Origin of the sequence: Gilliamella sp. Pas-s27 (genome assembly GCF_009795865.1) — a bacterium.
In the GTDB taxonomy this organism is placed as follows: Bacteria; Pseudomonadota; Gammaproteobacteria; order Enterobacterales; family Orbaceae; genus Gilliamella.
On the sequence record NZ_WTEW01000013.1, the window covers coordinates 59,641 to 74,471 of the forward strand.

12 protein-coding genes are annotated in these 14,831 nt (G+C 36.4%); 8 read left to right on the plus strand and 4 right to left on the minus strand.

Annotated elements, in window-relative coordinates; translation table 11 throughout:
• Positions 1-75: 75 nt before the first annotated feature.
• A complete protein-coding gene (polA, locus tag GQ589_RS06550; RefSeq protein WP_202115038.1) occupies positions 76-2,850 on the minus strand; it encodes a DNA polymerase I in 2,775 nt (924 codons plus the stop codon).
• 197 nt (positions 2,851-3,047) lie between these two features.
• On the opposite strand from polA, the gene folE reads away from it, so the two are divergent.
• From folE to ispH, 5 genes are all read left to right on the plus strand, one after another.
• Positions 3,048-3,707: a GTP cyclohydrolase I FolE gene (gene folE / locus GQ589_RS06555; protein WP_160412588.1), complete on the plus strand. Its 660-nt coding sequence runs from the start codon at positions 3,048-3,050 to the stop codon at positions 3,705-3,707.
• 167 nt (positions 3,708-3,874) lie between these two features.
• Entirely contained in the window at positions 3,875-4,813 is a 939-nt protein-coding gene (gene ribF / locus GQ589_RS06560) for a bifunctional riboflavin kinase/FAD synthetase (protein ID WP_160425240.1), read from the plus strand.
• A 37-nt stretch (positions 4,814-4,850) separates the two neighbouring features.
• Positions 4,851-7,658: an isoleucine--tRNA ligase gene (ileS, locus tag GQ589_RS06565; RefSeq protein ID WP_160425242.1), complete on the plus strand. Its 2,808-nt coding sequence runs from the start codon at positions 4,851-4,853 to the stop codon at positions 7,656-7,658.
• 105 nt (positions 7,659-7,763) lie between these two features.
• Positions 7,764-8,237, plus strand: a complete 474-nt coding sequence (lspA, locus tag GQ589_RS06570; RefSeq protein ID WP_160425244.1) for a signal peptidase II — start codon at positions 7,764-7,766, stop codon at positions 8,235-8,237.
• A 1-nt stretch (position 8,238) separates the two neighbouring features.
• Entirely contained in the window at positions 8,239-9,186 is a 948-nt protein-coding gene (gene ispH / locus GQ589_RS06575; RefSeq protein WP_160401161.1) for a 4-hydroxy-3-methylbut-2-enyl diphosphate reductase, read from the plus strand.
• A 1-nt stretch (position 9,187) separates the two neighbouring features.
• Here ispH and GQ589_RS06580 read toward each other — a convergent pair whose 3' ends face one another.
• Entirely contained in the window at positions 9,188-9,442 is a 255-nt protein-coding gene (locus tag GQ589_RS06580) for a YfhL family 4Fe-4S dicluster ferredoxin (protein ID WP_160412580.1), read from the minus strand.
• A gap of 259 nt (positions 9,443-9,701) precedes the next feature.
• Between GQ589_RS06580 and GQ589_RS06585 the strand changes: the two genes are divergently transcribed.
• Both GQ589_RS06585 and GQ589_RS06590 read left to right on the plus strand, forming a co-directional pair.
• Positions 9,702-10,904 (plus strand): efflux RND transporter periplasmic adaptor subunit, encoded by a 1,203-nt coding sequence (locus GQ589_RS06585; protein WP_160401163.1) that lies wholly within the window; start codon positions 9,702-9,704, stop codon positions 10,902-10,904.
• Between the two features lies 1 nt (position 10,905).
• Positions 10,906-12,873, plus strand: a complete 1,968-nt coding sequence (locus GQ589_RS06590; RefSeq protein WP_160425246.1) for a MacB family efflux pump subunit — start codon at positions 10,906-10,908, stop codon at positions 12,871-12,873.
• A 108-nt stretch (positions 12,874-12,981) separates the two neighbouring features.
• Here the strand turns inward: GQ589_RS06590 and GQ589_RS06595 are convergent, their stop codons facing one another.
• Together GQ589_RS06595 and GQ589_RS06600 are read right to left on the minus strand one after the other, a co-directional pair.
• A complete protein-coding gene (locus GQ589_RS06595; RefSeq protein WP_160425248.1) occupies positions 12,982-13,707 on the minus strand; it encodes a DsbA family protein in 726 nt (241 codons plus the stop codon).
• A gap of 14 nt (positions 13,708-13,721) precedes the next feature.
• Positions 13,722-13,991, minus strand: a complete 270-nt coding sequence (locus GQ589_RS06600) for a YihD family protein (RefSeq protein WP_160401166.1) — start codon at positions 13,989-13,991, stop codon at positions 13,722-13,724.
• 145 nt (positions 13,992-14,136) lie between these two features.
• Here GQ589_RS06600 and mobA point away from each other — a divergent pair, with 145 nt between their 5' ends.
• Entirely contained in the window at positions 14,137-14,715 is a 579-nt protein-coding gene (gene mobA, locus GQ589_RS06605; RefSeq protein ID WP_160425250.1) for a molybdenum cofactor guanylyltransferase MobA, read from the plus strand.
• Positions 14,716-14,831 lie beyond the last annotated feature (116 nt).

The following is a 14,831-nucleotide window of genomic DNA, read 5'->3' on the forward strand; positions in this document are numbered from 1 at the left end:
AAGTATGTATTTAAATAGAAAATCAGCCTTGAGTTATTATTTAAGGCTGATTTATTTAGTACTGATTTAGTATGATTAATGGGCTTCATCCCAATTATTACCCACCCCGACATCCACTTTTAATGGTACAGATAGTTGATAACAATTTTCCATGATTGATTTAATTTCAGTGCAATACTGCTCAATAAGTTCTTCTTTTACTTCAAAGACTAGTTCATCGTGAACTTGCATAACCATTCTAATATGACCAACAGGTAAGCTTTTTATCCATTGGTTTACTTTAATCATCGCTGTTTTAATAATATCAGCGGCCGTACCTTGCATTGGTGCATTAATTGCTGCTCGCTCAGCACCTCGACGCTCAAGACCATTGGTTGAGGTGATTTTTGATAAATATAAACGACGCCCAGATAAGGTTTCAACATAACCTTGCTCAGCAGCCAGCTGACGAGTCTCTTCCATATATTGTTGAACACCGGGATAACGTTCAAAATAACGGTCAATATAAAACTGAGCTTCTTTACGAGATACATTAATTTGTTTAGATAAACCAAAAGCGCTCATTCCATAAATCAAACCAAAATTGACGGCTTTAGCTCGTCTTCGCTCTTCTGAAGTAACTTCAGATTCAGATTTATCTAAAATTTCGCTAGCGGTTACACGGTGAATATCTTTATCGTTAGCAAAAGCGTTAAGTAAACTTTTATCTTGTGATAAATGCGCCATAATACGCAATTCAATTTGTGAATAGTCGGCCGAAATAATCTTATAGCTTTTTGGCGCAATAAAAGCTTGGCGAATTCGGCGCCCTTCTACGTTACGAACTGGAATATTTTGCAAATTAGGATCATTTGATGACAACCGACCAGTTATAGTACCAATCTGGTTATAATTAGTGTGAATTCGCCCATCTTTTGAACTAATCATTAACGGTAATTTATCGGTATAGGTATTTTTAAGTTTTGCCAATCCACGATGAAACAAAATCATTTTTGGTAATACATACTCATTAGCCAGCTCGCTTAACACTTCTTCACTCGTTGAAGGATCACCTTTAGGCGTCTTTTTTAAAACAGGTAATTGATGTTTATCAAATAAAATCGCTTGAATCTGCTTGGGTGATGCAGGATTAAATTTTTCGCCAGCAAATAATTGCAATTGTGCTTCAGTTTCTTGTAATTGTTGTCTAATTTCTTGAGAATATTCATTAAGTAATTTAGCATCAACAAGCACGCCTGTCCTTTCCATTTCAGCAAGCACAATTGCTAATGGCATTTCTATATCAGAAAATAGTTTGGTTAATTTTTCATTTTTTTCAAGTGTTGACCATAATTTATTATGCAATTGAAAAGTAATATCAGCATCTTCAGCTGCATATTGTGTGGTTTTTTCTACCTCAATTTCATCGATAGAAAACTGCTTTTTATCAATTTTAGTCAGCTCATCATAAGTAATCGTTTTATGATTTAAATAACGTTTAGCCATACTATCCATATCGTGACGTTCTGTGCTATTTAATACATACGATTCTAGCATCGTATCAAACGCAATACCTTGCACGGTTATACCATAATTGGCAAACACACTGTAATCAAATTTGGCGTTTTGGGCTATTTTTTTTATTGCAGGGTCTTCAAGCACAGGTTTTAGTTTTGTTAAAACCTCATCAATCGATAATTGTTTAGGAACCCCTAAGTAGTGGTGAGAAAGCGGTATATAAGCAGCTTGATGAGGTTTAATACTGAATGAAATCCCCACCAATTTGGCATGCACATGATCAACGCTGTTTGTTTCGGTATCAAAAGCAAATTGTTGACTATTTTTTAAATTATCAACCCAATGTTCTAGTTGTTCATGAGTTAAAATGCATTGATAATCTATTTCTTTATTTTCTAGTAATGTTTTATCATCTTGAGCAACAAAAGACATATCATCTTTAATCTCAACCGGCGATAACTGTTTTAAAAATTTGCCAGTTACTAGCTCTTTTTGCCAACGATGAAATCCGTAATTATCAAATAATTCAGCAAGTGCATTGAAGTCAATATCACTCACCATTAGTTGTTCATTAGTAAAATCTAATTTAACATCGGTTTTAATTGTCGCCAGTAAATAAGAAAGTTCAGCTTCTTTTTGATTATCAATTAATTTTTGTTTTAATGATTTTGCACCTCGGATTGATAATTTTTCAATATCATCTAAACGATTATAAATATCTTTTATGTTATCAAACTCAGCTAATAAGCTCTGAGCGGTTTTTTCACCAATACCAGGCACGCCTGGTATGTTATCGGATGAATCGCCTCTTAAAGCCAAATAATCAATAATCTTTTCAGGTGGCACACCAAATTTATTTATGACCCCTTGAGGATCAAGTACCGTATTATTCATAGTATTAATTAGTGTAATTTTATCGCTCACCAATTGCGCCATATCTTTATCACCAGTGCTAATTAATACATCAAGGTTTTCCTTTTCTGCTTGTCTAGCTAATGTCCCAATTACATCATCAGCCTCAACGCCTTCAATGCAAAGTAGCGGTAAGCCCATAGCTTTTAAAATAGCATGAATGGGTTCAATTTGTGGGCGAAGGTTTTCAGGCATTGCCTCTCGCGTTGCTTTGTATTCTGGATAAATCTCGTTACGAAAAGATCCACCTTTGGCATCAAAAACCACAGCAACATGTGAAGGATTGTATTGATTAATTAAACTGCGAATCATATTAGTCACACCAAAAATAGCCCCTGTTGGTTCACCTTTGGCATTAGTTAACGGCGGACAAGCAAAAAAAGCACGGTAAAGATAAGATGATCCATCAATTAAGATAATCGGCGTTTTGTTTGACATCATAGTTACTCAATCATTATTCAACACGATGACGTACAGTATAACCTAATTAGCCATAATATTCTTATCATCACTAATAATATAGTGTAAAGAAGTTTCAAGTTACGATATGTTTCAATATAAGACGAACAGTAAAAAACTGTATATTGCTTTACAACTGTTATATAATATTTCATCAATTTTCGTCTGAGTATTTAATAATGAGCGAATTAAGTCTTGCCGCGCAAAAAGTTAAAGAAGCACTCGCTGCTAAAAACCTTGAAACCCCATCCTGTCGTTTAGCAATGGATAATCACGAGCGTAAAAGCAAAATTGAAGCTCATTTTCGTGAAATTATGAAGCTCATGGAACTTGATTTGACTGATGACAGCTTGGCTGAGACCCCGCACCGAGTATCAAAAATGTATGTCGATGAGATCTTTTCTGGTCTTTATTATGAAAATTTCCCCAAAATCACGTTAATCGAAAACAAAATGCAAGTAGACGAAATGATAACCGTTCGAGACATTACTTTAACCAGTGTTTGTGAGCATCATTTTGTCACTATCGATGGCAAAGCAACGGTTTCTTATATTCCGAAAGATAAAGTGATAGGATTATCTAAAATCAATCGTATTGTTGAGTTCTTTTCACAACGACCACAAGTACAAGAAAGGTTAACTCAGCAAATTTTAGTTGCCCTACAAACTTTACTCGGAACGGTTAATGTTGCCGTTTCAATTGACGCAACCCACTATTGCGTAAAAGCAAGAGGTATTAAAGACTCAAGTAGCATGACAACAACAACAGCCTTGGGCGGTGGATTTAAAACCAACCCTAGCACAAGACAAGAGTTTTTACGTGCTTTAAACCATTATTAGTTATTTGATATTTGATATTAGCCGCACGGCAAGCACAGTTCTACCACTTTGGTTTTAGCTATCACGAAAACAAAATATTTAGCGCAAAAAAGCTGTTTTATATTGCGTGCATCTTCAAGAAAGATTGGTATAATTCTTGGCTATTTAGTATAAATAACATTGTTTTCATGAAGATTATCCGCGGTATAGCAAATTTTAAAAATCAGTTTTCTCAATGTGTTTTAACATTGGGGAATTTTGATGGTGTGCATTTAGGGCACCAACAACTGATCAACCATCTAATTAAACAAGGTAAAAATCTAAATTTACCAACGGTAGTAATGCTATTTGAACCGCAACCATTAGAGTTTTTTACCCCTGATAATGCACCATCACGACTAACGTCATTTCAAGAAAAAGTCATTTTTATTGAAAAATTAGGTATCGACTACATTATTGTAATTCCGTTTACCCAAACTTTTGCCAATATGCCTGCTGACAGTTTTATCCAAGATTGGTTAATTAACAAACTGCAAGCTAAATATATTGTTATTGGCGATGATTTTCGATTTGGATTTAAACGGCAAGGAGATATTAATCTGCTACAGCGATATGCGCATAATAACGGATTTGCCGTTGAAAGCATGCCGACATTTGTTTGGAATAACTTACGAATTAGTAGCACAGCCGTACGCCAAGCACTATTAAATAACGACTTTGAATTAGCACATTGTCTTTTAGGACGAAATTATACAATTCAAGGCCGAGTAGTACATGGTAATGCTTTAGCAAGGCAATTGGGATTTCCAACCGCTAACATCCACTTACATCGCAAAAAACCGGCATTACAAGGTGTCTATTTTGTTAAAGTTAAAAATATCTGTAATAATCAACATTATCACGGCATTGCTAACATTGGCATAAGACCAACTATTCATGGAAAAACAGCCATTTTAGAAGTGAATCTATTTGACTTTTCGGGCGATATTTATGGACAATATTTAGACGTAAAATTCGCGCAAAAATTACGCGACGAAAAAAAATTTAATTCATTAGCCGATTTAAAGCAACAAATTGCACGAGATGTTTGCACTGCGAAAAAGATCAGTGCACAATTAACTAATTAAAAAGTAGTATCAACAAAATTAACTGGAATAAATCAGCATGACAGACTATAAAAACACATTGAATTTACCGGAAACTGGATTCCCGATGCGAGGTGACCTTGCTAAACGTGAACCGGCTATGTTGCAACACTGGTACGATAAAGCGCTTTATCAAAAGATCCGACAAGTGAAAAAAGGCAAAAAAGCCTTTATTTTGCATGATGGTCCTCCTTATGCAAACGGCAAACTTCATATAGGTCATGCAGTTAATAAAATAATCAAAGATATTATTATCAAATCAAAAAGCTTAAGTGGTTATGATTCCCCGTATATTCCAGGATGGGATTGTCATGGTTTACCTATTGAGCAAAAAGTAGAAGAGCAAGTTGGTAAACCAGGCGTAAAAGTAACACCTGCTGAGTTTCGTCAAATCTGCCGCGATTATGCAGCTTCACAAGTTGAACTACAAAAAGCTGATTTTATTCGCATGGGTGTGCTTGGTGATTGGCAAAACCCTTACCTTACAATGAATTATGATACCGAAGCCAATATTATTCGCGCTTTAGGTAAAGTGATTAAAAATGGCCACTTAGTGAAAGGTGCTAAACCTGTCTATTGGTGTACCGATTGTATGTCATCATTGGCCGAAGCCGAAGTGGAATACTATGACAAATCATCGCCAGCCATTGATGTGAAATTTAAAGCGGTTGACAATCAAGCCGTAGCTAGCAAATTTGGTATCACAACAAACTTAACTATTTATGCCGTTATTTGGACAACAACCCCTTGGACATTACCTGCTAGCCGAGGGATTGCTTTAAATGCTGATTTTGAATATCAATTAGTTCAAATCAATGATAAAGAGTGCTTAATTTTAGCTGCTGATTTAGTTGAAGCGGTAATGAAACGTGCAAATATCAGTGATTGGAAAATCTTAGGCAGTTGCCAAGGTGATGCGCTTGAATTATTACGCTTCAAACACCCATTCCTTGATTTTGATGAACCTATTGTACTTGGCGATCACGTCACAATTGATGCGGGTACTGGTGCAGTGCACACCGCACCGGGTCATGGTACGGAAGACTTTATGGTAGGTCAAAAATATGGGTTAGAAGTCGCAAATCCAGTTGGTGGTAATGGTTGCTACTTGCCGGGAACTGGCGCAGGGTTAGATGGTCTATTTGTATTCAAAGCCAATAAAGTGGTAGTTGAAATACTAAAAGAACATAACGCATTACTACACTTTGAAAATATCGAACACAGTTATCCATGTTGTTGGCGACATAAAACACCCGTGATTTATCGTGCAACACCACAATGGTTTATCAGCATGGATAAACAAGGTTTAAGGACGCAATCATTAAAAGAGATTAAACAAGTTCGATGGATCCCTGATTGGGGACAAGCTCGAATTGAAACCATGGTAGCAAATCGCCCTGATTGGTGTATTTCTCGACAACGCACATGGGGCGTTCCGATGACGCTATTTGTCCATAAAGAGACCGAAGAACTACACCCAAATACGCTAGAACTAGTTGAAAAAGTTGCTAAATTAGTGGAGCAAAAAGGTATTCAAGCATGGTGGGATGCCGATATAAAAGATCTGCTTGGTTCTGATGCTGAAAATTATCGCAAAGTGCCTGACACGCTAGATGTTTGGTTTGATTCGGGATCGACATTTTCATCAGTGGTTCGTGTTCGACCTGAATTTGAAGGACACGAAGCTGACATGTACTTAGAAGGATCAGATCAACACCGCGGTTGGTTTATGTCTTCATTAATGTTATCAACAGCAATTGATAACAAAGCACCTTACAAACAAGTATTAACTCACGGTTTTGTTGTCGATGGACAAGGGCGTAAGATGTCAAAATCGCTGGGAAATATCGTTACTCCACAAGATGTAATGAATAAACTTGGTGCTGATATTTTACGTTTATGGATTGCCTCAACAGACTATTCTGGCGAAATGAACTATTCTGATGAAATCATCAAACGTTCAGCCGATAGTTATCGTCGTATTCGTAATACTGCACGCTTTTTGCTAGCAAATTTAAATGGCTTTGATCCTGTTAAAGATATGGTAAAACCAGAAGATATGGTTGTCCTTGATCGCTGGGCGGTTAGTATGGCAAAAGAAGCACAAGAGCAAATCGTTCAAGCTTATGAAAATTATGATTTCCATAAAGTCGTACAACGTATTATGCAATTTTGCTCAATCGAAATGGGATCGTTCTATTTAGATATCATTAAAGATCGCCAATACACAGCAAAAAGCGATAGTATCGCACGTCACAGTTGTCAAACAGCGTTATACCATATTGCACAGGCATTAGTTCGTTGGATTGCACCTATTTTATCATTTACTGCCCATGAAATTTGGCAATATCTACCTAATTCACAAAAATCAGAATTTGTGTTTGAAGACGAATGGTATGGCTCACTATTTACATTGTCAGATAGCGAAGCATTAAATAGCGAATATTGGTCACAAATTTTGGCGATTCGAAGTGAAGTAAATAAAGTCCTAGAACAAGGGCGTAATGATAAAGTGATCGGTGGTGCGCTTGAAGCAGCTGTTACGCTTTATGCTGATGAAGCGATTACTACCGCATTAACTAAATTAGAAAACGAATTACGTTTTGTTTTACTCACCTCACAAGCGAGTGTAAAACCGTTACAAACCGCGCCAGAAAATGCCGTACAAAGTGATATTCAAGGTCTTAAAATTGAGCTAGCAAAAGCGCAAGGTGATAAATGTCCTCGTTGCTGGCACTATACAACAGACAATGAACCAACAACGCATTTATGTAAACGTTGTGAACAAAACATTCACGGCAATGGCGAAGTTAGACATTTTGCATAATAAAAATCAAACAGATAATAGCGCTAAAATTTAGCGCTATAAAAAATATTCCCACTTTCCGCCGGCAATTTGTCGGCGGAAATATAATAATGAGCACGAACTTATATGAAAAAAGATCATGGACTTTACTGGTTACCATTCGCAATGGTTGTTTTTGTTATAGATATTGCAAGTAAATTTTGGATCATAAATAACTTCTTTCTATTTGAATCAGTAAACCTTTTACCTTTCTTCTCAATTACTTATGTGCGTAATATTGGCGCAGCTTTTAGCATCTTTGAAGGCCAACGTACAATGCTTGCCATTCTTGCCTTGATTATCAGCGCAGTAATTTTGCATATGTTATACCGAAATACTCGCCAACAAAAATTAGAGAATTTTTCTTTATCACTCATTCTAGGTGGGGCATTGGGTAATTTATTTGACCGCCTTTACCATGGATTTGTTATTGACTTCCTTGATGTTAATTTTGGTGATTGGCACTATCCAACCTTTAATATCGCTGACTGTGCTATTTGTGTAGGTATTGGATTATTTATTCTCTGTAGCTATAAAAAATCCAAAAAGGCGGCGGCATAGCATGCAAATTATTTTGGCCAATCCGCGTGGTTTTTGCGCAGGTGTTGATCGTGCTATTACCATTGTTGAACGTGCACTAGAACTTTTTGGTGCACCCGTTTATGTACGCCATGAAGTTGTTCATAATCGCTACGTCGTCAATCGATTAAAACAACTTGGGGCCATTTTTATTGAAGATATAAAAGAAGTCCCAGACAATACTATTTTAATCTTTTCCGCCCACGGAGTATCAAAAGCAGTTCGAGAAGAAGCAAAACAACGCCAACTGCGTGTGTTTGATGCCACTTGTCCATTAGTTACTAAGGTCCATATGGAAGTTGCTCGTTCAAGTTATCGTGGTGAAGAAGTCATCTTAATTGGTCATGCAGGCCATATCGAAGTCGATGGCACGATGGGGCAATATAACAACCCTGAAGGTGGTATCTATTTAATTGAATCTATTGACGATGTAAAAAAACTACAAATAAAAAACGAAAATCACCTCTGTTTTACCACTCAAACCACGTTATCAGTTGATGATACAGCCGAAATTATTGCTGCTTTAAAAGAACGCTTTCCCAATATACGTAGCCCTCGTAAAAACGACATCTGCTATGCTACAACGAATCGTCAACAAGCGGTAAAACAATTATCAGCGCAAGCCGATGTTGTATTAGTGGTAGGATCTAAAAACTCATCAAATTCAAATCGATTAGCTGAACTCGCAAGACGCAACAGCAAACAGGCTTACTTGATTGATTTTGCTTCAGACATTGATCATAATTGGTTAACTAACGCTAGAACAATAGGCGTCACAGCAGGGGCTTCTGCTCCGGATATTTTAGTGCAAGACGTGATCGAACACTTAAAAAATTTGGGTTGCACCTCGTTAATCGAAACGGATGGGATTTTAGAAAACATTACCTTTGAAATTCCAAAAGAATTACGTATTGACGTTAAATCAAACTAAGCTAAAAAGAACGTTTAAGTAATTCAAATTTTGCCAGTAGCTGATCTGGCGTTTCTATATGTTCAGGATCAGCAATAATCGCATTTTGAATTGGACAAACACGCTGACAAGTCGAATGATCATAATAACCCACACATTCGGTACATTTATTGGGATCAATTTCGTATGTATCAAACCCCATTGAAATAGCCTCATTTGGGCATTCTGGTTCACACATATCACAATTAATACATTTATTGGTTATTTTTAACGCCATTGCCTTATTATCTTTATCAACTACAAAAAATTTATGACATTATAGCGCAATCAACAATAAATCCGAATAAGGATCGGCGTATTGCTTGTTGAGCAACACAATTATTTGTAAAAAGTTTTTGGCAACCTTTTTTTTAGCATAAAAGTGATAACGTATGTGAGTTAAATTTTCATAATCATTACATTTTATTAAGAATAATTATCAATAACATTTAGTTTGTTACGATAGAATGTTAAAATAACAATAAGAACATAAAAGGATGAAAACATTGTTAAAATTGATAAAAATAAAATATCTATTTATAGTCACCATCATTTTTGCAATTATTTATATTGCATACTTAATCACATCTAATTCAACCCCCACAATAAATTATATTACAGCGCCTGTAACGAAAAGTAATGTTGAAAAAACAGTTCTTGCTGATGGCACAATTAGTGCCTTTAAACAAGTTAGTGTTGGTGCACAGGTTTCTGGTCAGATTAAAAAACTGTATGTTGAATTGGGTGACGAAGTAAAACAAGGTGATATGATTGCCGAGATTGATGATCTAAAACAAAGCAATGATTTAAAACAATCAGAAGCTTCACTCAATAGTTTAGAAGCACAACGTGAGGCCAAAAAGGCAAGATTGGTTAACTACCAATTAACTTATGAACGTCAACGAAAACTCGTCAATAAAGGGGTTGGTGCTCAATCCGACTTAGATGCAGCAAAAGCAGAATTTGATGCAATTAAGGCCGATATAGCCGCAATTGATGCCGATATTGTAAAAGCACAAGTTGCTGTAGATACGGCAAAAGTTAACTTAGGGTATACCAAAATTCGTTCACCGATTGATGGCGTCATTGTTGCTATCCCAGTAAATCAAGGACAAACGGTAAACTCTGTTCAAAGCGCACCAACGATTGTCAAAGTCGCCCAGCTCGACAAAATGACCATTGAAGCACAAATTTCGGAAGCCGATGTTGTTGACGTTAAAAAAGGCATGCCCGTTTATTTTACTATTTTAGGCCAGCCTAATAGGCGTTTTGATGGGTTAACGCTACGAGCAATAGAACCCGCACCCGAATCAATTAACACAGAAACAAACGCAATATCAAGTTCATCATCAACAACCAAAAGTGCAATTTATTACAATGGATTATTTGATGTAGACAATCCTGATCATGTGTTAAGAATTTCAATGACGGCACAAGTTTATATCGTTTTATCTGAAGCAAAAGATGTACTAACCATTCCTTCTCAAGCTATTCAAAAAAAATTAGGCAATAATAAAGCTATTGTTTATCTATTAAATCAATCTAAAGAAATTGAAGAGCGCGAAGTCACTCTAGGCATCGATAATAATGTCAATGTTGAAGTAAAATCAGGAGTTAAAGAAGGTGATACGATTGTAGTTAGCAGCGCTAATGGTGCTTTAGTCGGTAATAACGCAAGAGCACCAAGGGTTCGATTCTAATATGACAAATAATATCCCCCTTATCAAACTTGATAACATTGTTCGTGAGTTCCCTGCAGGAGACTCAACCATACAAGTTCTTAAAAACATCAACCTGACAATTAATGCAGGCGAAATGGTCGCGATTATTGGGACATCGGGATCAGGGAAATCCACTTTGATGAACATCTTAGGTTGCTTAGATAAACCAACCTCAGGAACTTACGCAATTAACGGACGCACAACCAGCGAATTGTCACCCGATGAGCAAGCCGAATTACGACGTGAACATTTTGGCTTCATTTTTCAACGTTATCATCTATTAAACGCACTAACAGCACAAGGAAATGTCGAAATTCCTGCTATTTATGCTGGTGTTACAAGTGAACAACGGCAAAAAAAAGCAAGCGAAATACTAACACGTTTAGGGCTTTTCGATAAAATTCATAATAAACCTAACCAGTTATCAGGAGGACAACAACAACGTGTCAGTATTGGCCGAGCTTTAATTAATGGCGGGCAAATCATCTTAGCTGATGAACCCACTGGCGCACTTGACCACAAAAGTGGTTTAGAAGTAATGGCAATATTGCGAGAATTACATCAGCAAGGCCACACAATTATTATCGTCACTCACGATTCAAATATTGCCAAAAGTGCTGAGCGAATTGTTGAAATTAGTGATGGAAAAATCATCTCTGATTCAATTAATCCTAATTACCCATCTGAGCAAGATGCTAATCGCCAAGCAAAACAAATCAAAACAACAAAAACTCAAGATAACTTCTTAGCAAAATACTACCGTTTTCGTGATGCGTTTAAAATGGCAATGTTATCAATGCTTTCACAACGATTACGAACCATCTTAACAATGTTAGGAATTATTATTGGTATTGCATCGGTCGTGTCAGTTGTTGCATTAGGGCAAGGCACCAAGCAAAAAATTCTATCTAACATCAACTCATTAGGAACCAGCACACTAGAAATCTATGCAGGTTCAGGCTTTGGCGACCGCAACGCAGACAAAATCACCACACTACGCTCATCAGATGCCGACTTTCTTGCTCAACAAAGTTTTGTACACAGTACAACACCGAATCTTGCCACTAGTGTTTATTTTCGCATTGGCAACCTAGCGGTAACGGGCACAGTCAATGGGGTTGGGGAACAGTTTTTTGCTGTTCGGGGTTACAACATTTCGCAAGGCAAATCGTTTGACGAAACAAGTGTTATCACCTCAGCTCAAGATGCTGTTATCGACGAAAACACAGTGAAACGACTATTTGCAAATCAAAACCCTATTGGAAAAATTTTAATGGTTGGACAACTGCCAGTAAGGATTATTGGTGTTGCAACAAAACAACAACAGGGATTTGGCAGTAATGAAAGCCTAAATATTTGGCTACCTTATACCACCGTGACTAACCGCATGGTTGGGCAGACTTCATTAAAAAGCATCACAGTACGAGTAAAAGATAATGTTGATTTAACCATTGCCGAGCAAGCGATTAATCAAATTATGCTTAAACGTCATGGTACAAAAGACTTCTTCATCTTTAACTCAGACAACATACGAGAAACAATCAACTCATCAGCTTGGGTCATGACACTATTGGTTTCAGCTATTGCGCTAATTTCGCTTATTGTTGGAGGGATTGGTGTAATGAACATTATGCTAGTATCAGTCACCGAAAGAACGCGCGAAATTGGTGTACGCATGGCTGTTGGCGCACGTTCAAGTGACATATTACAACAATTTTTGATTGAAGCCATATTAGTGTGTTTAATCGGTGGCACAATAGGCATTCTACTTTCATTTGCCATCGGATTTATTTTTAATACCGTTGTCACATCATTTGCAATGAGTTTTTCAGCAATATCAATTATTGCAGCATTTAGCTTCTCAAGCATAATTGGTATCATTTTTGGCTATTTCCCTGCTAGACGAGCAGCCAAACTCGACCCAATTTATGCATTAGAACGAGAATAACCACCAAAATCCTAAACATAAAAAAATCCCTTTGCATCATAATATTGAGCAAAGGGATTTAAACATTAAAACCAAATAACTAACTTAGGCTAATTATTGCTACTGGTACTATTTTTTATCAGAATCTGCCTTTTTAACCATTTTTGCGTTAGGATCTAAACCTGCTACAAATGCAGTCACTCGTGCATAATCATTAACAAAAGTATTATCACTAGTCATATCAAGCGCATTTGGCACAATATAAAACTTACGATTCACAACAACAGTAGGGATAGATTCTGGTTTCATCTCTTTAATCGCATCAGCTTGCTGTACCATAAATGCTTTAACTAAAAAACCATCTTTTGTTTTATCAAAAACGTCACCACTAACCCCTAATTTTTCAAAAACAGCTTTAATATCATCAGCTGTTTTTATGGTTTTATCTTTTTGAATGGCAGTATAAAGCGCATCAGACGCCTTATCTTGAATACCAAGCACATTAGCCACCGCCCATGCTTGCGCAAGATCTTTCGCTAATGGTCCAAAGTTCTCTAAATGGTAGCGTTTAAACTTAACGCCTTCTGGTAAAGCCTTACTAATCGTTTGCGGACCTTGATTTTGAACTTCAAATTTAAAACAGCTAGGACAATTAAATGAAAAGAACTCAATAACTTCTTTATCGGGTGATGGATTAGTTGGCAACACGATATATTGTTTATCTAATTCAATCGGCGCTTGAGTATTTGCAGTAACCGCTTGTGATGCTTCAGCTTTGGTTGTTGTATTTCCTTCATCTGCAAAACAACTTACAGAAGAAAGTAAGACGCTCATTGCAATAAGTGTTTTTTTCATATTAATAGTTCTCCTTATTCTTTTATAATTCCGCGCGCTTTTAATAATGCAGATTTAAAATCTTCTTCATAATCTTTTTTTAGCCCTGGAATTACTTCATTCTTATCAGAGCCACGCATTTTTAAATGATAAATTAAAATATCGTCACTCAAGTCTTTTAACTCACCTTCAAACCCCGCTTCTTGAGACAATTTAGCTAAAAATTGTAATAAGTTAAGGTCAGAATCACCTTCCCAAGCAGATTGTAATAATTCCATTACTTCATCAATACGATGACATTTCATAATTGTTACCTTTAGTAGATCTTCAAACCTGTAGAAGATAATGATAAATAAGCAATCATAAAAAAATGATATGCTACGACTTGCAATAACTTTGCTATATAGTAATGTTATTTTGTTTTTTCGCAACGTAAAAGAGAAATAATTTATGGAAAAACCCTCTATTACTGCAATCATTCTAGCCGGTGGTAAAAGTACCCGCATGAATGGCAACGACAAAGGACTGTTATTATTACATCAAAAACCACTCTATCAACATGTCATTGACCGCATAAAACCGCACGTTAACGCCATTATGATTAATTGTAATCGCCATATTCAACAATATCAAAAAGCAGGGTACCCCGTGTTTAGTGATGATCTAGCGGGATTTTGTGGGCCGTTATCAGGGGTTTACAGTGGCTTATTACGCAGCCAAACCGACTGGAACTTGTTTGTCAGTTGTGACACCCCTTTTTTGCCCGACGACTTAATTGACCGTTTAGCGGTTTATACGGCAAATAATAATGCTATTTATCCACATGATGGACAACACCACCATCCAACTATCTTGCTTATTCATAAAATGATTATTTTACAGTTACAAGCTTATTTGGAACAAGGCGGACGTAAATTGATGCTGTTTTTAGAACAAATTAGTGCTAAATCGGTTGATTTTAGTGATAAAGCAGTTTGTTTTAGTAATATCAATACATTAGATGAGCTTAATGTGTTTAATCAAAAATAAAACAAATAATAATTTGTTTTTTAAGGTTATTTCCTGGATTCAAACATGAAGTGCAATTTTAAACACGGTGGAGTGAAGAAAGTAGAAAGGTGATTTATACTAGCCCCTTCGCACCA

What these genes read in the sequence shown, in the direction of transcription:
- GQ589_RS06580 (WP_160412580.1), bottom strand. Translation starts at nt 9,442, where the DNA reads ATGGCGTTAAAAATAACCAATAAATGTATTAATTGTGATATGTGTGAA.
- ribF (WP_160425240.1), top strand. Translation starts at nt 3,875, where the DNA reads ATGAAGATTATCCGCGGTATAGCAAATTTTAAAAATCAGTTTTCTCAA.
- lspA (WP_160425244.1), top strand. Translation starts at nt 7,764, where the DNA reads ATGAAAAAAGATCATGGACTTTACTGGTTACCATTCGCAATGGTTGTT.
- folE (WP_160412588.1), top strand. Translation starts at nt 3,048, where the DNA reads ATGAGCGAATTAAGTCTTGCCGCGCAAAAAGTTAAAGAAGCACTCGCT.
- GQ589_RS06585 (WP_160401163.1), top strand. Translation starts at nt 9,702, where the DNA reads ATGAAAACATTGTTAAAATTGATAAAAATAAAATATCTATTTATAGTC.
- GQ589_RS06590 (WP_160425246.1), top strand. Translation starts at nt 10,906, where the DNA reads ATGACAAATAATATCCCCCTTATCAAACTTGATAACATTGTTCGTGAG.
- mobA (WP_160425250.1), top strand. Translation starts at nt 14,137, where the DNA reads ATGGAAAAACCCTCTATTACTGCAATCATTCTAGCCGGTGGTAAAAGT.
- polA (WP_202115038.1), bottom strand. Translation starts at nt 2,850, where the DNA reads ATGATGTCAAACAAAACGCCGATTATCTTAATTGATGGATCATCTTAT.
- GQ589_RS06600 (WP_160401166.1), bottom strand. Translation starts at nt 13,991, where the DNA reads ATGAAATGTCATCGTATTGATGAAGTAATGGAATTATTACAATCTGCT.
- GQ589_RS06595 (WP_160425248.1), bottom strand. Translation starts at nt 13,707, where the DNA reads ATGAAAAAAACACTTATTGCAATGAGCGTCTTACTTTCTTCTGTAAGT.
- ileS (WP_160425242.1), top strand. Translation starts at nt 4,851, where the DNA reads ATGACAGACTATAAAAACACATTGAATTTACCGGAAACTGGATTCCCG.
- ispH (WP_160401161.1), top strand. Translation starts at nt 8,239, where the DNA reads ATGCAAATTATTTTGGCCAATCCGCGTGGTTTTTGCGCAGGTGTTGAT.